16 protein-coding genes are annotated in these 22,046 nt (G+C 72.1%); 14 read left to right on the top strand and 2 right to left on the bottom strand.

Features of this window, described 5'->3' with window-relative positions; genetic code table 11:
• Positions 1 to 138 precede the first annotated feature (138 nt).
• Both IE250_RS06960 and IE250_RS06955 read left to right on the top strand, forming a co-directional pair.
• The gene (locus IE250_RS06960; RefSeq protein ID WP_189668568.1) at positions 139 to 690 is read left to right on the top strand and encodes a sigma-70 family RNA polymerase sigma factor; all 552 of its coding nucleotides are present in this window, start codon (positions 139 to 141) and stop codon (positions 688 to 690) included.
• Positions 687 to 1,718 (top strand): hypothetical protein, encoded by a 1,032-nt coding sequence (locus IE250_RS06955; RefSeq protein WP_189668567.1) that lies wholly within the window; start codon positions 687 to 689, stop codon positions 1,716 to 1,718. Before IE250_RS06960 ends, IE250_RS06955 begins: the two co-directional genes overlap by 4 nt.
• On the opposite strand, the gene IE250_RS06950 is transcribed toward IE250_RS06955, so the two are convergent.
• Positions 1,619 to 3,130: an oxygenase MpaB family protein gene (locus tag IE250_RS06950; RefSeq protein WP_229872224.1), complete on the bottom strand. Its 1,512-nt coding sequence runs from the start codon at positions 3,128 to 3,130 to the stop codon at positions 1,619 to 1,621. The genes IE250_RS06955 and IE250_RS06950 overlap by 100 nt on opposite strands.
• 112 nt (positions 3,131 to 3,242) lie before the next feature.
• Between IE250_RS06950 and IE250_RS06945 the strand changes: the two genes are divergently transcribed.
• The 6 genes from IE250_RS06945 (at position 3,243) to IE250_RS06920 (ending at position 12,185) form a co-directional block, all read left to right on the top strand.
• Positions 3,243 to 3,836, top strand: coding sequence for a sigma-70 family RNA polymerase sigma factor (locus IE250_RS06945; protein ID WP_189668566.1), 594 nt, complete (start codon positions 3,243 to 3,245; stop codon positions 3,834 to 3,836).
• A complete protein-coding gene (locus tag IE250_RS06940) occupies positions 3,833 to 5,530 on the top strand; it encodes a hypothetical protein (RefSeq protein ID WP_189668565.1) in 1,698 nt (565 codons plus the stop codon). Before IE250_RS06945 ends, IE250_RS06940 begins: the two co-directional genes overlap by 4 nt.
• A gap of 119 nt (positions 5,531 to 5,649) precedes the next feature.
• Positions 5,650 to 7,023 (top strand): M18 family aminopeptidase, encoded by a 1,374-nt coding sequence (locus tag IE250_RS06935; protein ID WP_189668564.1) that lies wholly within the window; start codon positions 5,650 to 5,652, stop codon positions 7,021 to 7,023.
• A 424-nt stretch (positions 7,024 to 7,447) separates the two neighbouring features.
• On the top strand, positions 7,448 to 8,944 hold the full coding sequence (locus IE250_RS06930; RefSeq protein ID WP_229872223.1) for a helix-turn-helix domain-containing protein: 1,497 nt from the start codon (positions 7,448 to 7,450) through the stop codon (positions 8,942 to 8,944).
• Positions 8,941 to 9,693 (top strand): HAD family hydrolase, encoded by a 753-nt coding sequence (locus tag IE250_RS06925; protein ID WP_189668562.1) that lies wholly within the window; start codon positions 8,941 to 8,943, stop codon positions 9,691 to 9,693. The genes IE250_RS06930 and IE250_RS06925 overlap by 4 nt, the downstream gene beginning before the upstream one ends.
• Positions 9,694 to 9,881: 188 nt before the next feature.
• Positions 9,882 to 12,185 carry a sodium-translocating pyrophosphatase gene (locus tag IE250_RS06920; protein ID WP_189668561.1) on the top strand — a complete coding sequence of 768 codons (2,304 nt, stop codon included), beginning with the start codon at positions 9,882 to 9,884 and terminating at the stop codon, positions 12,183 to 12,185.
• Positions 12,186 to 12,279: 94 nt separating this feature from the next.
• On the opposite strand, the gene IE250_RS06915 is transcribed toward IE250_RS06920, so the two are convergent.
• Positions 12,280 to 12,858, bottom strand: a complete 579-nt coding sequence (locus tag IE250_RS06915; RefSeq protein WP_189668560.1) for a DinB family protein — start codon at positions 12,856 to 12,858, stop codon at positions 12,280 to 12,282.
• Between the two features lie 169 nt (positions 12,859 to 13,027).
• On the opposite strand from IE250_RS06915, the gene IE250_RS06910 reads away from it, so the two are divergent.
• From IE250_RS06910 to IE250_RS06885, 6 genes are all read left to right on the top strand, one after another.
• Positions 13,028 to 15,721 carry a M14 family zinc carboxypeptidase gene (locus tag IE250_RS06910; RefSeq protein WP_229872222.1) on the top strand — a complete coding sequence of 898 codons (2,694 nt, stop codon included), beginning with the start codon at positions 13,028 to 13,030 and terminating at the stop codon, positions 15,719 to 15,721.
• Between the two features lie 178 nt (positions 15,722 to 15,899).
• On the top strand, positions 15,900 to 17,603 hold the full coding sequence (locus tag IE250_RS06905; RefSeq protein WP_229872221.1) for a M20/M25/M40 family metallo-hydrolase: 1,704 nt from the start codon (positions 15,900 to 15,902) through the stop codon (positions 17,601 to 17,603).
• 67 nt (positions 17,604 to 17,670) lie between these two features.
• Positions 17,671 to 18,003, top strand: a complete 333-nt coding sequence (locus IE250_RS06900) for a CD225/dispanin family protein (RefSeq protein ID WP_189668559.1) — start codon at positions 17,671 to 17,673, stop codon at positions 18,001 to 18,003.
• Positions 18,004 to 18,082: 79 nt separating this feature from the next.
• Positions 18,083 to 19,216 (top strand): hypothetical protein, encoded by a 1,134-nt coding sequence (locus IE250_RS06895; RefSeq protein ID WP_189668558.1) that lies wholly within the window; start codon positions 18,083 to 18,085, stop codon positions 19,214 to 19,216.
• 17 nt (positions 19,217 to 19,233) lie between these two features.
• Positions 19,234 to 20,817, top strand: a complete 1,584-nt coding sequence (locus IE250_RS06890) for a DUF7059 domain-containing protein (protein WP_189668557.1) — start codon at positions 19,234 to 19,236, stop codon at positions 20,815 to 20,817.
• 142 nt (positions 20,818 to 20,959) lie between these two features.
• Entirely contained in the window at positions 20,960 to 21,901 is a 942-nt protein-coding gene (locus tag IE250_RS06885) for a LysR family transcriptional regulator (RefSeq protein WP_229872220.1), read from the top strand.
• The last annotated feature ends 145 nt before the right edge of the window (positions 21,902 to 22,046 follow it).

Below are 22,046 nucleotides of genomic sequence, written 5' to 3'. Positions count from 1 at the left end.
CAAATAGCCCGGTCGGCGTCCCAACGGTTCCTGTGCCCCGCTCGTATGTAGCGAGAGCGGGGCACAGGGCCCGCCGGGGCGAGGGGACGGGCATGTGACCAGGCAAGCGATCCGACAGGGTCAGAACAGGGGTGCGTGGTGAGCACCCGCTGGGACGATGAGCTCACGGAGCTCGTGACGCGCCGAGGGCGTGCCCTCGTGGGGTACGGGTACGCGCTGACGGGGGATGTGCGCCGGGCGGAAGACCTGGTGCAGGACGCCCTGGTCCGCGTCTTCCGGCGGTTCCGCCGCCCCGAGGCCGCCGGCACCGAGGGCTACTCCGAGTTCCCCCTGCACGACGGCGGAAGCCACGCGGGCATCGAGGCGTACGTGCGCCGGACGATGCTCAACCTCTACCTCGACGAGACCCGGCGGTTCGCGCTGTGGCGCAAGGCCCAGCCCAAGGTGGCGGTGGAGGACCGGGTGCGAGCGCCTGCGTCGGACATCACCGCCCGTGCCGACGTGACGGCCGCGCTGCGCGGCCTCAGCCCGCGCCAGCGGGCGTGCGTGGTGCTCCGCTTCTACGACGACCTGACCGTGCCCCAGATCGCCACCACGCTCGGGATCTCGCAGGGCACCATCAAGCGACACCTGGCCGACGGGATCCGCGCCCTGCGCGGCGTGCTCGTGCCGGAAGGAGAGCTCCTATGAGCGGGCACGACGACCTCGGGTTCGACGCCGATCTTGGCCCCGGCCGCGACGTCCTGAAGCAGACCATCGGCGCGCTGGTCGACGGCGCCACACCCCGCGACGTGCCCAGCGCACCGGAGGTGAACCTCGGGCTCCTGCGCCGGAGGGTGCGGACCTGGCGCCTCGCCAAGGCCGGCGCAGTCGGGCTGACCACCGCGATCGTCGTCGGCGCGCTCGCCTTCAGCACGGCGCAGGCCACCACCTGGAGCCGGTCCGAGCCGCTGCCCGGCCGTCCCACCGTGCAAAGCACCGAGACAGGGCCGGTGCCGTCGGAGATCCCGACGACGCGCGTTTCCCCGAGCCCGACGGCGTCCGCGAGCCCGACGCCGTCCGCGTCGCCGTCGGAGACCCCGGACCCGGTGCCGTCGGGCGCCGCGGCCGTCGAGCCGAGTGCCGACCCGAGTGCCTCCTCGGTGGCCACGGACGAGACGTTCCCGATCACCGCGACCTACGTCAAGGGGTACGTGCCGCAGGGCTGGCTCAACAGCCTCCAGGTCGAGGGGCTCGACGCGTACTGCGGTATGGCTGTCGAGGACCTGCTGAGCGCACCGGACGGGGGCTTCGGGCTCGAGATGACGAGCGGTCTGAGCATGCGACAGGACTGGCCGGGCTGGCGAGCGGGCACGCGGCTCACTGGTGACGCCGCCGCGCTCAGCGGCTATCTGGACCCGATGCTGGTCTGGGTGCAGGACGGTGTGGTGGTAGACATCCCGGCCATCAACGCCTCCGAACTGAGCTACTACGCACCCGAGGTGGGCGCTCCGGAGGGGCCGTGGGACTTGGAGGCACTGACGGAGGCTACCAACGCGTGTGCTGCCGAGATCGAGGGTTCGGAGGAGGACTGGCCGGCGGTGTACACACACCTGCGCGAAGGCGGCACGTTCGACGTCTACGCCGTGATGCCGGTATTCGGTGAGGATGTCGTCTGGCTCCCTGTCTCCGCGCCGGTGCGCGTGACGCTGGCGGACGGTTCGGGCCAGGCGCGGTAGCTCGTGATGATGGCGGCGCTGCGGCGTCGGCCCCGGCGTTCGAGGCGGTCCCGTCCGCCGGGGAGGCGGCCGAACACGTGGTACCGCCACACGTTGAGCGGCAGCAGGTACGCGTGCGCCCACGGCGGACGCAGCGGCAGGCCGAGCTCACGCATGCTGCGCACCCCGAGGAACGCCGTCAGCATCGACAGCAGCCGCTCCCGCTCGAACCGCGCCCGCCCCGGCTGCCACCAGGACGGGCCGGGGTAGATCCGGTCGGCCTGCGCGGCGACCACGGCCCGGGCGAGGCGCGGCCCCGCGTCCGAGATCCCGGCCTGCGCGAGCAGCACGTGATAGTTGATCCGGTGCCGCGCCCACTCGTCGTCGACCAGGAAGTCCTGGTGCACCCCCAGCAGGTGCCCCACCCACTTCCACAGGTGCATCAGGGCCTGGCTGTCCGACGGCGGGATGCGCACCCCGAGCGCCCGGCACCCGAGGATCAGGGTGCCGTCGAACAGCCCGAGCGTCGCCGCCTGGTCGGCCTGGTTGATCGGCAGGCCCCAGCGGCCGGTGTCCCACCTTTCCGGCCCGGAACGGTCCTCGAAGGATGCGCTGACCAGTGCGTGCATCGCCCGGACCTGCACGGTGGCCCGCCAGGCGGGGCCGTACGGCCGGAGCGCCCCGGGCTCGGACAGCCCGACCGTCCACTCCTGCGTCTCCGCGAGCCGGCGCAGCGTGCCGCCCGTCAGCGCGCCGGTCGCCGCGAGCAGGTCCGTGGGCCCGCTGAACCGGTACCCGCCCACGAGCGACAGCTGCAGCAGCACGTCGCCCGCGTTCTGCCCGAGCCGCCGCTGCACGGCGGCGCCGGCCTCGACGAGGTCCCAGTCCACCCAGCTGGGCACGGGGGTGACCTCGGCAAGAAAATCCCGGAGTGCCTTCGGAGAGTGCGACCCGACATCTGATGCTGGCTGGGTTCTCGCGCTGGGCTCGGTCGTTTGCGGGGTTCCCGTGCTGGGCTCGGTCGTTTGCTGGATTCCTGCGCCGAGATCGGTCGCTTGCCTTGAGATCGGTCCATCGATTGACCGATCTCGAGGCAACGGACCGATCTCAGCGCCGCCACCAGGCGACGGACCGATCTCAGCGGCACCGTCCAAGGTGCCGGCACCAGCCAGCGCCGCACGGAGCTGCGCGTGCGTCACACGTCCCGGCGTCCCGGCGGGCAGCCGCATGGCAGCGGCGAGCGCCGCCGCGGCGTCGTCCTGCTCGAAGAAGGCACGGCCGATCCGGTCCAGGAGCGCCTCGTCCACGCCGCGCACCCGGCCGAGCAGGCGCAGCGGCCGGGCGATCCGGGTCCCGCGTGCCTCGGCGGCACGGAACCGTGCAGGGTACGGCGAGCCGGTCGTTTGTCCGACGTCGTCCACGGTGCTGGCCATGCCCCATCCTGACCCGTCTGCCCCCGCACGAACAGGGATCGATGCCGAAGTGCCCCAACCTTCTGGCGGGGTGGTTCGTCGGTACGTTCAAGTTGGCAGGAAGGAGCCGGCAATGGGCTGGCACGAAGACCTGGAGACGCTCGCCGCACAGCGCGGCAGCGTGCTCGTCGGGTACGCGTACACGTTGTGCGGCGACGTCCGGCAGGCCGAGGACCTGGTGCAGGAGGCGCTGGTCAAGTACTGCTCTCGCCTGGTGCGACGGGGCGGGCGCCGCGGTCAGGCGGCGGCGGGCACGTACACGCTGTCGCTCGACGAGAGCGCACGGAGCGACGGCGGGCACGCACCCGTGGAGTACGCGGAGGCGTATGTGCGTCGCACGGTCCTGAACCTGTACCTGGACGGCTGGCGCCGCAAGAAGAAGTGGGCCGACATCGAGCCCAGGGTCGCCACGCACGACCGGGTGCGCTTTCCCGACTCGGGTATCACGGCCCGGGCGGACGTAGTGCAGGCGCTCAGCAGGCTCTCGCCCCGGCAGCGCGCATGCGTGGTGCTGCGCTACTTCGAGGACATGACGATCGACCAGGTGGCGGAAACGCTCGGGAACGCCCCGGGGACCGTCAAGCGCCACCTGCATGACGCGCTGCGCATTCTGCGCGACGTGCTGGAACCGGCTGGAGTGGCCACGGCAGAAGGAGCATTGCGATGAACCAGCACGACGACGGCCTGGGCCAGGACCACGGCTGGGTGGATCCGGCGGGGAGCGGGCTCCTGAAGCAGACCTTCAGCGCGATGGCCGGCGGGGTGGACCCCGCGTCGCCCACGGGGCCGGCCGCTGCGATGACGGCGATGAGCCGGCGGGTGCGACGGCGTCGGACGGCGAAGCTGGGTGGGCTCGGCGGCGGAGCACTCGCCCTGGCGGGCGCGCTGGTGCTCGGGGCAGGGCAACTAGCGCCCGCGGAGCAGTCCGAGCTGCTGCCCGGGGCGTCCACACCGTCGTCGTCGGCCCCGGACTTCCAGGTGAAGGACGGTTACCAGCCGCCCTGGCTCGACTGGAGCGACCTGACGTGCGGTATGCCGGTGGCCGACCTGAAGTCGACGGCATCGGGCTGGTCGGTGGCGCCGGCCGGCGACATCTACGCCCGGACGGCGGACCTCGGGGGCGAACGCTCGCGAGCTTGGGGCATGGCAGCGACGCTCCAGGAGGGGAAGGGCACGCTCGACGCCCCACCCGTCCTGGTGTGGAGCCAGGACGGCGTGGTGCTGGATCTGGGGCCGAACGTCTTCGAGGGGTGGGACGCGCAGTCGGACCCTCTCCTCGGTACGGGTGGCAACACCGTCGCGGCCAGGGGCAGCTCGATGACGACGTGCGTGCCGGGCTCGTACGGGGGCGACCTGCAGCACGAGACACAGCTTCCGGATGGTGACTACGAGGTGCGGGTCGTCGCCTTCCCGGAGACGTCCGCGGGTCTGCACGCCACGGCGGTGAGCGACCCGGTGCCGGTTCGCCTCGATGTCGACGGCGCGCACAGCCCGGGCGAAGCGCGCGCCGTGCCGACCATCGAGTTCCCGAAGCCGGCAAAGGGCCAGGTCTCGCGGTTCGAGCTGGACCGCACCACGGACTGGGTCAGCGCGGAGATGACCCAGCAGGCCTACTCGTCGGACATCCCGATGAGGGTCATCGGCCAGTGCGAGGGCGGGGACCCGGAGGCATTGCTCCCGATCGAGCTGGTGGCGTCGACAGGCGATGTGGTCGGGACCGACCAGATCTCCTGCGACGGGGGCGAGTCGGGGACGGCGATCGGAGTCCTGTCCGAGAACAGAAGCGGGGGGGTCATCGATATCCGGCTGCCGAGCGTGCCCGACGGCGTGGTGCGGCTCTGGGTCTCCCTCGAGCCGGAGACGGTCGAAGACGGGGGCGCCGGCCCCGAGTGCTCGGCGACCGGCTTCGAGCCGGAGTACGTTCCGGGGAGCTCGGTGACCGGGAGCACCGCGGCAACTGCCGGGTCCATCGTGATCGCGGCGATGAACTGCGACTCCGAAGCGCTGATCGCCCTGGCGAACGACTCGAAGACCGAGATCCTGAACGGCACGGAGACCCCGGAACAGACGTTCGCGCTGCCCGAGCCCGGCACGGAGCACTACCGGACGCTTGCCGCACTGCTGACCGGTACCGTCCCTCACATCGTCGGCGAGGGCATGCCCGACGCGTCTGTCGTCTGGCCCAGGGTCGCGACCGGGGCGTTCCACGACTCGGATGAGGCCTGGGCCGAGGTGGTCGCTGCGGGTCTGCTCACGGCAGAGGAGGCCGACGCCCAGCGGGCGGAGCCGGACGGCTACCTGGGGATGCGGGTCACCATGGACATGTCGGGTCGCTGGAAGACCTACTCCACCCGCGGCTGACCTGGCGCTGCTACTGGCCCAGCGAGCAGACCCCGACGTGTCAGACGCTCAGGTCACCCACGTGACCTGAGCGTCTGGCACGTGCGAGACGCCCCAGCCGGGCCGGACATAATGGTCGGATGACGGACCAGAGCTTCAGCCCCGCCCAGCAGGCGTCGGCACCGGAGGTCCCCGCCGAGGCCCGCGAGCACATCGCGGACCTCGGCGCCTTCGTGTCGGCGTCGCCGTCGTCCTACCACGCGGCCGCGGAGGTGGCCCGCCGCGCGGAGGCGGCGGGCTTCACCCTCCTTGCGGAGGACGCCGCCTGGTCCGTGATCGGAGGCGGGCGGTACGTCGTGGTCCGCGACGGCTCGGTCATCGTCTTCACCGTGCCCGACGCCGCGGGCCCCACCACGCGTTTCACCATCGTCGGCGCCCACACCGACTCCCCGGGCTTCAAGCTCAAGCCCAAGCCGACGACGCACGGCGCCGGCGGCTGGTGGCAGGCCGGTGTCGAGGTGTACGGCGGGCCGCTGCTCAGCTCCTGGCTGGACCGCGAGCTCGAGCTGGCCGGGCGGATCGTCACGCACGACGGCGCCGAGCACCTGGTGCGCACCGGCCCGATGCTGCGCATCCCGCAGCTCGCGGTCCACCTGGACCGGGGCGTGAACGACAACGGGCTCACCCTGGACAAGCAGCGCCACACGCAGCCCGTCTGGGGGCTCGGGGACGCGCAGAGCGCGGACGTCCTGGCGGCGCTCGCCGCGGACGCGGGCGTCGACCCGGCGACGATCGGCGGGTACGACGTGGTGCTGGCCGACACGCAGCCGGCCCGCGCCTTCGGCGCCGGCCAGGCGCTGTTCGCGTCGGCCCGGCTGGACAACCTCCTCTCCACCCACGCTGGCCTGACGGCGATCCTGGGCCGGGTCTCCTCGGGGGTCGAGCCTGTCGAGACCAGGGCCTCGACAGGCTCGGCCACCGGTGGCTCGATCGAGCTGTTCGCAGCCTTCGACCACGAGGAGATCGGAAGCGAGTCCCGCTCGGGGGCGGCGGGACCGTTCCTGGAGGAGGTGCTGGTCCGCATCTCGACCGCGCTGGGCGCCTCCCCGGAGGAGCGGGCGCAGGCGTTCGCCGCGTCGCTGCACGTGTCGTCCGACGTCGGGCACGCGGTGCACCCGAACTACCCCGAGCGGCACGACCCGGCCAACCGCCCCGTTGCCGGCGGCGGCCCGATCCTCAAGATCAACGCGAACCAGCGCTACGCGACCGACGCGCACGGCGCGGCGGCCTGGAACGTGGCCTGCCGAGGCGCTGGTGTGCCCACCCAGGAGTTCGTCTCCAACAACGCGATGCCGTGCGGCTCGACCATCGGACCCATCTCGGCGACGCGTCTCGGCATCCGCACTGTGGACGTCGGGGTAGCAATTTTGTCGATGCACTCGGCGCGAGAGCTCACCGCCGTCGTCGACCCGTGGTACCTGATGCGGGCCATGGCGGCCGTCCTGGCCCGTTGAATCGTCGAATCCTCCCGGAACACGACGGAAGCGACGTTAATCGGAGTGACCTGCGCTTATGCATGTTTCGTTGGTTCTGTCCCGGTCGACAATTGACTTAAATCGGGCGCGAGTTGGACACTTGTCCAATAAAGACCGGGCCTGACCTGCGAAAACGTGCGAACTAGGTTGTCCGATGGTCTGGAAGAAAAATACCTAGTACGGTCCGGATGCATCGGCCTCAGGGGGGTGATACCACTGTGGTCAACCGAGCCGTGAACTCTCGGCAAAAGAGAAATGCCGGACCCTCAGGGAGCCCCCGTTGCCTCGTGCCACCGTTCGCACTTGTGCCCGATGCGGTTGTGTACTCAGCCGTTACAACTCCGAAGCCCGGTGTGCCGCTTGCCGGCGCACCGAGTCAGTCCCGGTGGTGTCGCTACCCAGCGTGCCGTCACGGGTCTGGCAGGACGAAGCAGTCCGCTCGGCACTCGCCGACTGGGACTTCGGCCAGGTAAGCCGCATGGTGCGGCAGCTCGTCCCACTGCGCCAGGAGGATGTGGCGGCCCTGACCGGGCTCAGCCAGTCCTACCTGTCGATGCTCGAATGTGGCGACCGCCGTCTCACCGACGTCTCGCGCGTGGTCCAGTTCCTCACGGGGCTGGGCACGCCGCCGGACCTGGTGCGCCTCCCGCTCCCGGGAATCACACCCCTGCCCGACGCCGCGGCGCCCGCGCGGACAGCGATGTCCGGCCAGGTGAGCGCACCGGAGCAGGTGACTCCTACCGCACCCGACCCGGCCCTGCCGTGGACGGCGGACCGCATGCTGACCGCGCTCCGCCTGGCCCACGTCGCCGACAACGCGGCGGACTGGCTGCCCACGGACGCGAACGGCCCCGTCTCGGCCACGGCGATGAGCGAGGCGGCCGGCACCGACACCCCGCGGCCGGCGTCGGGCATCGCACTGAACTCCATGATCCAGCGGTGGGACGCCGAGCAGGCCGAGCCGCTGCGTCGCGCCACGGCCGGCACCCGGGTGTCGCTCGAGCTGTGCGGGCACCTGCAGGGCACGCTGGACGAGCTGCGGGTCATGGACAAGGGCTCGGGCAGCGGGGCGGTGGCCGACCTGGCCCGCGCCCACCTCGCCCTGGTGGTCCGGGTCCTGGAGCGCAGCACGTACGACGAGGTCACGGGCCGCAAGCTCGCCGCCGTCGCCGCGGACACCGCCACGCAGGCGGGCTGGTTCGCCTTCGACGCCGGACGGCCGGACGCAGCACGCGCCTACATGCTCGCCGGGCTGCGGGCCGCGCACGCGGCCGCGGACGACCGGCTCGGCGCGGGCGCGCTGTCCTACCTCGCGATCCACGGCTACTCCAGCGGCGACCCGCGGGACGCGGTCCGTGCCGCGGAGGCGGGCCGACGTCGGGTCGCCCGGCTCGACGCGCCGCACCTCTCCGCGACGCTCCTCACCCGGCAGGCGCGCGGCCACGCCGCCGCCGGCGAGGGCGAGGCAGCCCGCCGTGCCCTCGGCGAGGCCTCGGAGCTGTGCGCCCGCGGCCGCGGCGAGGACGACCCGCACTGGCTGTACTGGATGAACGAGGGCGAGATCCACGGGCAGTCCGGGTCGGCGCACCTCGCGCTCGGCGACACGGCGCGCGCCGTGGAGAGCTTCGGCCACGCGATCCAGGCGGACCGCGCGGGCGAGCGCCGGACCCACGGGCTGTTCCTCAGCCGGGCGGCCCAGGCGCACGCCAGGGCGGGCGATCTCGACGCGGCCTGCGCCACCGGCGAGGAAGCCGTGAGCATCGCGGAGACCGTGCAGTCGGCGCGGCTGCGCGAGCACCTGCGGGACTTGTCGGCGGACCTGAGGCGAGGCAGCACGACGCGTCGGTCCGGCGTGGGAGCGCAGGTGCTGACCGAGCGGATAGCGGCACTCTCGTCGTGACAGCACCGGTCACCCCCGGCGGTGATGCCAAGGCCCTCGTGCTCTGGGACATCGATCGGACGCTCGTGTACGTCGGGGAGGTAGACCGGACGGCATACCGGGAGGCGTTCGCCGAGGTCGTGGGACGGCCCGCCGAACGCCTCCCGGCCAAGGGCACCGGCGTGACCATGCCGCTGGCTATCCGTGGCCTCCTGGAGGACAACGGGGTGACCGAGCGCGAGGTCGACGACCTCCTGCCGCACATGCTCGAAGTAGTGCCGCTGCGCTTCGCGGCGCACACCGAGGACGTGCGGCGCCTCGGCGCCGTGCTCCCCGGTGCCATGCAGTCGCTCAAGGCGGTCGCGGCCGAGCCCGACCTGGTCGCGACGGTCCTGACGGGCAACCTCGAGGCGAACGCCCTGATCAAGCTGCGCGTCTTCGGCATGGACCGGTACGTCGACGCCGCGGTGGGCGGCTTCGCGTCCGACGACGCGCACCGGCCGGCTCTCGTGGCCGTCGCCCAGCGCCGCGCCGGCGACCAGTACTCCTGCACCTTCCACCGGGGCAACACCGTGATCGTCGGGGACTCCCTGGAGGACGTGCGGAGCGGCTTGGAGGGCGGCGCGCGGGTGGTCGCCGTCGCCTCGGGCACGACGCCGGCGGAGGTGCTCGCCGAGGCGGGCGCCGACGTGGTGCTGCCGGACCTCACGGACCCGGTGCGGCTGCTCCAGGAGATCCACGAGCTCACTTCGAGTGCGGGGCCGCCGTAAAAGATCCGCCGGGTGAGGTGTCGTGCCCGGCGGTTTCGACATAGTGACTGCCGTCACATGTGGGTAGACTCTGGCTTCTTCCCGCCATCGACGTTGCCGGCGGGACGCATAGGCCTTGTACGGGTCAACCCTGTACAGGGCAACACACTTTCTGGGGGAACTGCCCCGGAGCTCGTCGAGGAGGACGAATGCTCGAAGACGGCATTGTTTTCGGCGCAGGCAGCTACACCACGGTGGCGGTGATCGCCGTCATCGCGGTTGCCGCACTCGGGTGTGCCTTCGTGCTGCGTCGCCAGGTGCTTGCCGCGCCTGACGGAACCGCCAAGATGCAGGACATCGGCCAGGCCATCCAGGAGGGCGCGTCCGCCTACCTGAAGCGACAGCTGCGCACCCTCGTGCTGTTCGCCGCGGTCGTGTTCGCGCTGCTCTTCCTGCTGCCGGGCGACGGCGGCGTGCGGGTCGGACGCTCCATCGCGTTCGTCTTCGGCGCCGGGTTCTCCGCGGCGATCGGCTACCTGGGCATGTGGCTCGCGGTGCGGGCCAACGTCCGCGTCGCCTCCGCCGCGACCCGTCCCGGGGGCCGGGCCGAGGGCGCCCGCATCGCCTTCCGCACCGGCGGCGTCGTCGGTATGTCCGTGGTGGGCCTCGGCCTGCTCGGCGCCGCGCTCGTCGTGCTCGTGTACGACGTCGACGCGCCCGCCGTGCTCGAAGGCTTCGGCTTCGGCGCCGCGCTGCTCGCCATGTTCATGCGCGTGGGCGGCGGCATCTTCACCAAGGCGGCCGACGTCGGCGCGGACCTGGTGGGCAAGGTCGAGCAGGGCATCCCCGAGGACGACCCGCGCAACGCGGCCACCATCGCGGACAACGTGGGTGACAACGTCGGCGACTGCGCCGGCATGGCCGCCGACCTCTTCGAGTCCTACGCCGTGACCCTCGTGGCCGCCCTCATCCTGGGCAAGGCAGCGATGGGCGAGCAGGGTCTCGTGTTCCCGCTGATCGTCACCACCATCGGCGCATTCGTCGCCCTGCTGGGCGTGTTCATCACCCGGGTCCGCGGGTCCGAGAGCGGCCTCGCCGCGATCAACCGTGGCTTCTACATCTCCGCCGTCGTCGGCGCGGTGCTGGCCGGGATCGCGGCCTTCGCCTACCTGCCCTCCTCGTTCGACCAGTCGCCCGGCACCGCCGACCTCTCCGGCGTGACCGCCGACCCGCGCGTCGTGTCCTCGCTCGCCGTGCTCATCGGCGTGGTCCTCGCGGGCGTCATCCTCTGGGTGACCGGCTACTTCACCGGCACCGACAAGAAGCCGACCCTGCACGTGGCCGCGACCTCCCGGACCGGCGCAGCGACAGTCGTGCTCTCCGGCATCGGCGTGGGCTTCCAGTCCGCGGTATACACGGCAGGCATCATCGCCGCCGCGATCTGCGGCGTGTTCCTGCTGGCCGGCGGCTCCGTGCCGCTCGCACTGTTCCTCGTGGCGCTCGCGGGCTGCGGCCTGCTCACCACGGTCGGCGTCATCGTCGCCATGGACACGTTCGGCCCGGTCAGCGACAACGCGCAGGGCATCGCCGAGATGTCCGGCGACGTCGACGAGGAGGGCGCGCAGATCCTGACCGACCTCGACGCCGTCGGCAACACCACCAAGGCGATCACCAAGGGCATCGCGATCGCCACGGCCGTGCTCGCCGCGACCGCGCTGTTCGGCTCGTACGCCGACGCCGTGACGCACGCGCTCGCCGAGGTCGAGAACGTCGGCACCGGGCTCGTGACCTCGATGCTCAGCTACGAGATCATCTCGCCGGTGACCCTGGTCGGTGTGATCCTCGGTGGCGCCACCGTGTTCCTGTTCTCCGGGCTCGCGATCGACGCCGTGACGCGCGCCGCCGGCGCCATCGTGTTCGAGGTGCGCCGCCAGTTCCGCGAGCACCCGGGCATCATGACGTACGAGGAGCGCCCCGAGTACGGCAAGGTCGTCGACATCTGCACCCGGGACTCGCTGCGCGAGCTCATCACTCCGGGTCTGCTGGCGGCGTTCGCGCCCATCGCGGTGGGCTTCGGGCTCGGCGTCGGGCCGCTGGCCGGGTTCCTGGCCGGGGCCATCGGATCGGGCGTGCTCATGGCGATCTTCCTGGCCAACTCGGGCGGCGCCTGGGACAACGCGAAGAAGATCGTCGAGGACGGCAAGTACGGCGGCAAGGGCTCCGACGCACACGCCGCGACGGTCATCGGCGACACCGTGGGTGACCCGTTCAAGGACACCGCCGGCCCGGCGATCAACCCGCTGATCAAGGTGATGAACCTGGTGGCGCTGCTGATCGCGCCGGCAGTGGTCGCGATCAGCGTGCCCGCGGACGCCAACCACGGGCTCCGCATCGGCATCGCCCTCGTGGCGGCGGCCGTGGCGTTCGGCGCCGTGATCTGGTCCCGGGTCCGGGCGTCCCGCGTGGACGCGGAGCAGCAGGCGGAGCAGGACCGCGCGATCGCCTCGGTCTAACGAGGTAGTCCCCTTCGAGAACGACCTCGGGTACCGAATCCAGCTCGGATCGGTACCCGAGATCGTTCTCAAAGCGGACCCCTGGGGAACCCCGCTACTGGCCCACGCGGCCGTCTATGCATTCGCGGAGCAGGTCGGCATGGCCCACGTGGCGGGCGTACTCCTCGACCATGTGGACCAGGACGTCGCGAACCGGGATCTGCTCGTCGCCGCGGGCGACCGTCCGCCCCAGGTCGTCCTCGGGGAGGGTCTCCAGCCAGGCGTCGGCGGCTCGGACCTCGCGCCGCCAGCTCTCCCACGCGTCCTCGACGACGGCGGGGTCGGCCACGGCGCCGTCGAAGTCCGCGTCAGGGTTCTCCGCCGTCTTGCCGAACAGCTTGGGCAGGTCCGGCTGACCCTGCAGCACGCGCTGGAACCAGCTCTGCTCGACGTGTGCGAGGTGCCGCACCAGCCCTAGCAGCGACATGGTCGACGGCGGCACGGACCGCCGCGCCAGCTGCTCGGCGTCGAGCCCGTCGCACTTCATCTCAAGCGTGATCCGGTAGTGCTTGAGATAGTTCCATAGGGTTGCCTTCTCACCGACCGGATTCGCCAGCGCCGCGCGCGGGTCGTCGTCCGGATCTGCCCACATGTCGGGGTAGACGGTGGCGGAGGTCCATCGCTCGGTGGTCATGGGCACAGTGCACCCTGGCGCCCGGGCCCGGTCAACGGCATTGTCCGGCGGCGGGTCGGCCGCTCGCGCGGCGCGCGGTCCGAACCTGCTGTGAACTCTCTGTTTCGTCACTCCCGTTCGCCGTGGCCATGGGCCAGAATTGGCCGACTTGCCGCTGGGGAGGCACCTCTTGCTCGTTCGTACTCGCTCGCTCGCCGCGCTGACCGGCGTGGTGCTCGCGGTCGGCCCGCTCGCGGCGGCCGCCGTCGCGCAGCCCTCGGTGGCACCCGCGGACGGCAAGTCCGTCGCCGGCGTGGCCCCGGCCGGCCTCGGCCGGGGCGTCGAGGCGAACCTCCCGGCCGGTCCGACGGCGGCGCACCCGTCCGGCCCCGAGGACCCGGCCGACGACCCTGCGGCGCCCGACCGGACGACGAACACCCCGCCCGACCCGCCCGATCCGGTCCCGCGCGGCGCCGAGCTCCGCATGCCGGCGTCGTACCCGTACCAGCCGGAGCTCCGGGTCTTCCCGCGGAACGCCCGGGACGCAACGGAGCGGAACGGGACAGTCAGCCACGCGGACCTCGCGCCGCGCCTGACGAAGCTGATGGAGCGGAGCGACCGGGTATCGACGCAGGTCGTGGGGCGGTCGTCCGAGGGGCGTGACCTGTACCTGGTCACCGTGACGGCTCCGGAGCGGCGGTTGGAGACCGCCCGGCAGGCCGCCTGGCGGGAGGAGATCAGGGAGCATCCGGCGCGCGCCGCGCGGGACCGCGCGCTGCGGTCGGGCTACAAGACCCCGATCTGGATCAGCGCGAACCTCCACGGCGACGAGTGGGAGGGCACCGACGCCGCGCTGCGCGTCGTCGAGGACCTCGCGACGGCGGACGACGCCGCCACGCGGGAGACGCTGGAGAACCACCGGCTCACGTTCAGCCTCACGCTCAACCCCGACGGCCGCACGCACGCGACCCGCTCGACGTCGCTCGGCCTGGACGCCAACCGCGACATGATCACGCTCGCCACACCGGAGGCGCGTTCGTTCGTGCGGACGGCGCAGGCGGTGCAGCCGCTGTACGCGGCCGACTTCCACGGGTACACGGACGTGCTCCAGGTGGAGCCTGCCGGCCCACCGCACGGCGAGAACTACGAGTACGACCTGTTCATCCCGCACAGCTACGCGATAGCGCGCCAGGTGGAGGACGTCGTCGTCGCGGCCGGGATCGAGGGCAACACCTACTACGACCCGGACACGGGCGGCGTCGTCGAGGACAACACGGGGTTCATCAAGATCCCGTACCGGGACACGCCGTCGGGCTGGGACGACTACCCGCCGGTCTTCACCGCGCAGTACATGCCGCTCCACGGCGCGGTGAGCACCACCGTCGAGCTGCCGCTGGGCCGGACGGGCGCCACCACGACGCCGGCGGACTCGACGGTGGACACCCAGGTGGCGGTCACGACGATGACCTCGATGATCGACTACGTCCACACCTACTCCGGAGCGATGCTCGCCGACCAGATCGAGATGTTCCGCCGCGGCGTCGCTGGTGCGCCAAGGGTTCCACTGACCTCCGAGAACGTCGATGCCGTTCCTGGCCCGGACGAGTGGAAGCCGCTCTGGGACGTCGTGGACGATCAGGACCCGGTGCGTCTGCCGCGCGCCTATGTGATCCCGGTGGGCGCCGGGCAGCGGTCGGCGAGCGACGCCGAGGACCTCGTGGACACGCTGCTGTTCCACGGCGTCGAGGTGGAGCGGCTGGTCGCCCCCACGCGGGTCGAGGGGACCACCTACCCGGCGGGCTCGTACGTGGTCGACCTGCACCAGCCGCTGCGCGGGCTCGCGAGCTCGCTGCTCGCGCTCGGCTCCGACATCTCCGCCAAGGTCCCCACGATGTACGACATCTCGGCGTGGTCCCTCGCGGCTCTCTGGGGCGCGACCGTGGACAGCGTGGGCGCAACGACGGATGGCCCCGTCGGGCGGACCACCCCGGTCCGCGCCGCCGACCGGGACGGGAGCGTCCCCCGCGAGGCACGGTACGTCCGCTTCGACCTGGCCGGCGTCGCGGACCACCGCACCCTGAACTACCTGCTCGGACAGGGCGTGGCGGTGCGGCTGACGGCGGACGGGAACGCCGTCGTCGGGCCGCACGGGCGGCGGGCGGCGCGCGACGCGGCCGACCGGTACGGCGTCGACTTCGCTGCCGCTGCACGCGCGGACTACCGAGCGGGGGAGCCGGCCGAGGACCTGACCATCGCCTACACCGGCAACCAGGACGACCGGCTGTCGCTCCTGGCACTCGGGTTCGACGACCTGGTGGCGGTCTCGGCGAGGGGGATCGAGACGGGAGCGTCCGCCGGGACGCCGACCGGCCTCGAGCGCGCGGACGTGCTGTGGGTGGGCTCGTCCCTGGGGCTCTCGGCCGGCTCGGCCGGCCGAGCGTACGTCCGGTCCTGGCTGCGTGACGGCGGCGCCATCGTCGGGCGCGGGGCGGGCGCCTTCGCGGCCGCGGAGACGTACGGGCTGGTCAGCGGCACTGCGGTGACGGGCGATCCGGCCGGCAACGGCATCATCGAGACCGACGTCGCGGGCGAGGTGCTGGACGACCACCCGCAGGACCAAGGGTTTGTCTACCCCGCCGTGTGGTTCACGGACCTCGGCAGGGAGACCACGGCGGAACTGACGTACGGCAGCTTCCTGGCGGGCCACTGGGCCGAGCCGGGCGACGCGGCCGGGCCATCCGCGGTCAACGGGCAGATCGGTGCAGTATCAGGCAAAGTAGGACAGGCGCGGGCGTTTGTGTTCGGCACCTCGGTGTTCTTTCGCACCCACCCCCGGGGTGGTCTCAGCCAGGCGGCGACGGCGATCCACTGGGCGGCACGGTGACCTCGATGGACATCGGAGGCTGGGGTATCCAGGATCACCGCGGGTTGTGTGGAAAACCCGGTGCTACCGCTATCGTCTGCGGTGTTGCGCTCCCGCACGCCCCGCGGTCCGCGGGTGCGAACGAGAGCCCCGATGCAGGAGCCCCCGTCGTGGGAGACCCGGAGCAGGAGAAGGTCCCGTGAGTGCCGACATCGACCCGACCGAGGCCATCCCTCAGGTCACGGCCGAAATGATCGCGAAGACGGCAGCCCGACAGGCCCCGTCGCCCGCCGTCGAACCCAAGCCCGAGGCGCGCCCGCAGACGGCGGCGCCGACGGCGTCGCCACTGCTGTCGGCCACGCGCCCGGACACGTCGCGCGCGCGCCTTCCGCAGGCCGCGTCCCTGACGTCGGCCGAGCGCGACGCGCCCGAGAAGAGCCGGCCGGAGAAGAAGGTCACCGAGCAGCCTGCGGCGCCGGACGCCGCGCTGCCCGAGCAGCCGGGCTCCTCCCCGTTCGTCGCGTCGGAGCCGTACAGCGAGCGGCACTTCTCCGCGGGCCACATCGCGGCCGGGCACCTGGCCTCGCTCGTGCAGATCCCGACCGTGTCCTCGTGGGACCCGCAGTACATCGACCACGACGCGTTCGCCCGCCACCGAGCAGCGCTGGCGGCCTTCTACCCCCGCGTGCACGCCCTGCAGAGCGAGCCGTCGGGCGACCACGGCCTGCTCTACCGCTGGCCCGGCCGGGGGCGCCAGGACGTGCTGCACCCGTACCCCGTGGTGCTCATGGCGCACCAGGACGTGGCGCCGGTCCAGGGCATGGTCTGGACCGAGAACCCGTTCTCGGGCGAGGTGCGCGACGGCGCGGTGCACGGCCGCGGCACGCTCGACGACAAGGGTTCGCTCGTGGCGGTGCTCGACGCCGTGGAGACGCTGCTGGGCGAGGGCTTCGTGCCCGAGCGGGACATCTGGCTGTTCTTCGGCGCGGACGAGGAGACCGCTGGGGAGTCGGCCCAGATCGCGGTCCGCCGCCTGTACGAGCTCGGCGTGCGTCCGTGGCTCGTGATCGACGGGGGCGGAGCCGTCGTGACCGAAGCCTTCCCGGGCCTCGGCCGGCAGACGGCCCTCGTGGGCGTCGCGGAGAAGGGCCTGGTCGGGGTCGACCTGTACACCACCGGCGTCGGCGGCCACGCCGCCACGCCCGGCCGGCATACCGCGACCACGCGCCTCGCGCGCGCGGTGACGCGCGTGGGCCGACGGCGGTACGCGGCCCGGGTCAACGCACCGACTGTCGACATGCTGGAGCGAGTCGCCCCGAGCACCACCGGCCTGAAGGGCATGTTCTTCAGGATGGTGACCCGGGCGGCCTCCGGGCCGTTCCGCAAGCTCGCGGCGCTGGCGCTGGCCCGAAGCGGCCCTGAGGCGTCGGCGATGGTCCGCACCACCGTGGCGGTCACCGAGCTGGAGGGCAGCGCCGCGGCGAACGTCGCGGCGTCGTCGGCCCGCGCGCACCTCGATATCAGGGTGGCGCTCGGCGAGACGGTGGACCGGACCGTGGCGCGGCTGCGGCGCACCATCCGGGACAAGAGGGTCGAGATCGAGGTCGTGGACAGCAGCGAGCCCAGTGAGGTCTCGCCCACGGACAGCCAGCAGTTCGCGCTGCTCAGCGAGGCGATCGGTGCGTCGTACCCGGACGCCGTCGTGGCGCCGTACGTGACCCTCACCGCCTCCGACGCTCGCACGTTCACGCCCATCAGCGACCACGTCTACCGGTTCAGCCCCTTCGCCATGACGCGCGCGCAGCGGCAGTCGATTCACGGGGCAGGGGAAAACCTGAGCGTCGATTCCCTGGGCCGCGGAGTGCATTTCTATCGTGAGGTGCTTCGCAAGATCCCCGGCTGACCTGCGCATTCAACAAATCACCGAAATTAGACTAAGTTCTCCCTTTACATAGGCGAGGGGGACGTCCATGACCAGCTCCGCTGTACCGCCGGTAGTCCCGGGCGGGTCGCGCGCGCCCGTGAACGTCAACGTGCACACCTACCCGGCGCAGCTGCAGTACCCGCCACGGTCGTATCTTGTGTTCGCCGTTCTGGTGACGTTCTTCTGCTTCCCGCCAACGGGAATCGTCGCCCTCGGAAACGCGCTGCGCGTCAATTCGCTGTGGAAGAGGCAGCAGCACGACAAGGCTCGGAAGGCATCCCGCCGCGCGCGCAACTGGGGCCTACTGACGCTAGCCATCGGCATGGTGGCGGTTGTGGTCGTGGTGCTCTGGGCGAGCATCAACTACCTCAACGGGTAAGCAACTTCACCCGCCGTTCGTCACCTATCACACGATTGCCCCTCCTGTCCTGCCGGGGGTGCGGGTAAAGTGCGCGGCTATGAGTGCGACACGGCGCAAGGGCTCGCGGGGCGGTCGTGCTGCTTCCCGCGCTGGAGGTCCCCCCGCAAGCAATGCGCTCACGTGGGCGGAGAGTCTCGCGGCAGGGGACGCCGCACGCGGCTCCAGCGCCCTCGAGTGGGCCGAGGGGCTCGCGGAGAACGACGCCGCGCCCAGTCCGTGGGGCAGCGTGGGCGCCGCCGCCCCCGCTGATCCCACGCCTGTCGAGGAGGCCACCAGCTCCCTCTGGGGGCCGGTTCCGGCGCCCGTCGTGCCGGGCGGCGACGGCGACGGCGACGCGAATCCGTGGGGCTCGGTGGCAGCTACCGAGCCCTCCGTGACCCGCGGCCGGAGCAAGAACGCGAGCGGCAAGGTCAGCAAGACCAGGTCCCGGGGCAAGGGCGCCAAGTCGGGCACCAAGGGCGAACCGAAGAGCGACCCCGCTCCAACGCCCGCCGGCGGCTTCCCGCCGAACCCGGGCCCGGTGGAAGAGGACGTCGAAGCCCTGCCCGCGCCGCTGCCGGACGACGCCCCGTCCGTCCTGCCCAGCAAGCCGGCGTCCAAGTCGGCGTCCAAGTCAGCTTCCAAGAAGGCCGCCAAGGGTCCCAAGGGGCGCATCTCCGCCCCCAGCACGGCGCAGCAGCGGAAGATCAAGAGGACGCTGCGCCGCGGCCTGCCCAAGGTCCTCGACAAGCCGATGGTCCTGGTGCTGTCGGGCGTCATCGCCGCCGTCCTGGGCCTTGGCGCCGGCTGGGGCATGAGTCTCTACCGGACGGCCGGCTCCCTGCCGGTGGCGGACGCCGCGTCGTGCGCGCAGACCCAGATGGCGTGGACGCAGGCCGCGAACGCGCAGTCGGCGATGGTCGAGGACCAGCCCGAGACCTTGCGCAAGGGGTTCATCAACGCGCGCAACGCGCTGGAGGGCGTGACCCCGCCCGAGGCGATAGCGAAGGACTGGGCGGTCGCCTTCACCTACTACTCGACCGTGGCGAACAACATCGAGAAGGTGAAGGCCAACGACGGCCCCGCGGTGGTCTCGGCAGTGGGCGGCGCACAGCAGGAGCTCGACACCGCGGCCATGGTCGAGGCGTCCGAGACCATCTCCCTCTACGTCAACTCGAACTGCAAGCAGTAGCCCGTCAGGATGGCCCCGTGCAGCCTCCTGTGACCGACCCCGCCCTCGTCGCCTCCCTCCGGGACGACCTGGCCTCCGCCGCCTACGACGTCGACGGCGTCGAGGACCTCCTCGGGCCGCTCGCCGCGGCCGCCCTGCACCGGGAGCAGTCGCTGCCTGCGCGCCGGGCGGTGGCAGCGGCGGTGGACGGCAAGCCGCCGTCGGACCGGGACCCGCGGGCCACCCTGACCGCGCTGTTCCTGCTGGGCGTGCCCGTGCCGCGCGCCGCCCTGGACCGGGCGCTGCCCGCAACCGGCGCGCAGGGCGCGGAGCGCCTCGGCCTGGTCGCGGCCCAGGGCTCCGGGGACGACGACGAGGTGCGCCCCCTCGTGGACCTGAGCCCCTACGCGTCGGTGGACGCCGTCGGCGACGCGCGCTGGTGGCTGGCCTCCGACCTGGGCGAGCTGGCGACCGGCGGCCGCCTGGCCACCGACCACGTGCTCGGCGCGGGCGGCGCCTCCCTGACGCTGGCCCAGGTCACCGTGCGGAACCCGACCGCCCGCGTGCTCGACCTGGGCACCGGCTGCGGTATCCAGGCCCTGCACGCGGCGCGGCACGCGCGGCAGGTGGTGGCAACGGACATCTCGCGGCGGGCGCTGTCGTTCGCCGGGTTCAACGTAGCGCTGAACACGCAGGCCGGCGCGGACGTGGAGCTGCGGCACGGGTCCATGCTGGAGCCGGTCGCGGGTGAGCAGTTCGATCTCGTGGTGTCGAACCCGCCGTTCGTCATCACGCCGCACGCGGGGGCGGCCGGCCGGGCGGTGGCCGACGCGCTCGGGGACTACGAGTACCGCGACGGCGGCCGGGCGGGCGACGACCTCGTGCGCGACCTGGTCCTGGGCGTCGGCGGCGTGCTCGTGCCAGGCGGTACGGCGCAGCTGCTCGGCAACTGGGAGCACCGTCGGGGCGAGCCGTGGACCGAACGGGTCGGCGCCTGGCTCGACGATGCCGGACTGGACGGCTGGGTCATCCAGCGTGAGGTCCTCGACCCGGCCGAGTACGCCGAGACGTGGATCCGTGACGGCGGCACCACCCCGGACCGCGAGCCGGAAGCCTGGGCGGCCGCCTACGGCGCCTGGCTCGACGACTTCGCGTCGCGGGACGTCGAGGCGGTCGGCTTCGGGATGGTGACTCTCCGGCGCCCCCGAGCCGGGGCGCCGACGCTGCGGCGTCTCGAAGAGCACACGGGGTCGGTCCGCCAGCCGCTCGGGGCGCACATCGCCCGCAGCCTCGCCGGCCACGACTGGCTGGCGCAGCGCGACGACGCAGCGCTCGCCGCAGCCCACCTGGTCACCGCCGCGGACGTCACGGAGGAGCGCTACCTGACGCCGGGGGAGGCCGACCCCAACGTCGTGGTCCTGCGGCAGGGGGACGGGCTCGGGCGGGGCGTGCACGCGTCGAGCCCGCTCGCGGCCCTGGTCGGCGCGTGCGACGGCGAGCTCACGGTGGGCCAGATCGTCGGCGCGCTCGCCTCGCTGTTCGAGGTCCCGGCGGACGCCCTGGCCGCCGAGCTCCTCCCGGCGGTGCGCGGTCTGGTCCGTGACGGCTTCCTCGAAGAGTGAGACCCGACCCCGGCGAACGTTGTTGTAGTTGGCCTCAGTCCGGTTTCCGGGACGTAACAGTCCTGCCGATGACCGATAAATCTTGTCGATATCAGAGACATACGGGGTTATGACAGATATTTTCCACCGTGTGGAACTCGACATGCGGCACTTGAGGATGGTCGTCGCCGTTGCCGAGTCGGGCAGCGTCACAAAGGCGGCCGCTGCCCTCGGCATCGCGCAGCCGGCGTTGACTGCGCAGCTCAACCGCATCGACCGGGCGCTGGGCGGCAACGTCTTCGTCCGCGACCGGTTCGGTGCGCGCGCGACAGAGCTCGGTGAGCTGGTACTCAGGCACGCTCGCGTGCTTCTCCCCGCCATGGCGGCCCTCGCCGACGACGCCGAGCGCCTCCTTAGCGGCGACGTCGCCCGCGGCGAGGCCGTCCGGGTGGGCATCACCGGCACCGGGCTGGGCGGCCTGTTCGTCAACCAGCTGCACGTCGGCATCCCCGGCGCCGAGGTCACGACGGCCATGCCCCACCAGCCCGACGACGTCGCGTCCCAGCTCGCCCGGGGCACCATCGACGTCGGGCTGGTGGGGATGTGCTCCGACGCCTCGCCGCCGGCCGCGGTGGAGGTCGCGTGGACCCGGGTCTGCACCGACCCGATGTTCGTGCTGATCGACGAGCACCACCCGTACGCAGGCAAGCCCGAGGTCTCGCTCGCCGAGCTGGCGGAGGAGCAGTGGCTCTACGTGCCGTCGGGCGGCTGCCTCGAGGAGTGCCTCGTGTCGGCCTGCGTGCGCGCGGGGTTCACGCCGCGCGGCATGGGCGAGGCCGAGTGGACGACCGCCGTCGACCAGGTGCGGGCCGGCCGCGCCGTCGCGGTCGTCGAGCCCGGGCAGCCGGACCCGCCGGGCGTCGTGACGGTCCCCCTCGCCGGGGCGCCGCTGCGCCGCACCCACTACCTGGGCTGGCGGCACGACGCCGACCTGCGGGTGGACCTGGAGGCCGTCGAGGGTGCCGCCCACCGCGCGCACCGCGACGCCGTCCGCCGCAGCCCGCAGTACGAACAGTGGCTGGCGATGTACGGGATGCTCGGCTGACCGCACCAGAGGCGCTGTGGCGGTTTGACCTCCATACGAGATATGTATGACCTGGGTGTGATCTGTACGTGAAGCCCGGTTTCTCCTACGTTGAGCCAGCGGGTGAAAAATCGCTCGCGGGGTGGAACTTCACCTGCTGCTCTAC

The organism is Promicromonospora soli (genome assembly GCF_014653785.1).
GTDB classification, from domain to species: domain Bacteria; phylum Actinomycetota; class Actinomycetes; order Actinomycetales; family Cellulomonadaceae; genus Promicromonospora; species Promicromonospora soli.
This window is presented reverse-complemented; position numbering and strand designations above follow the sequence as displayed.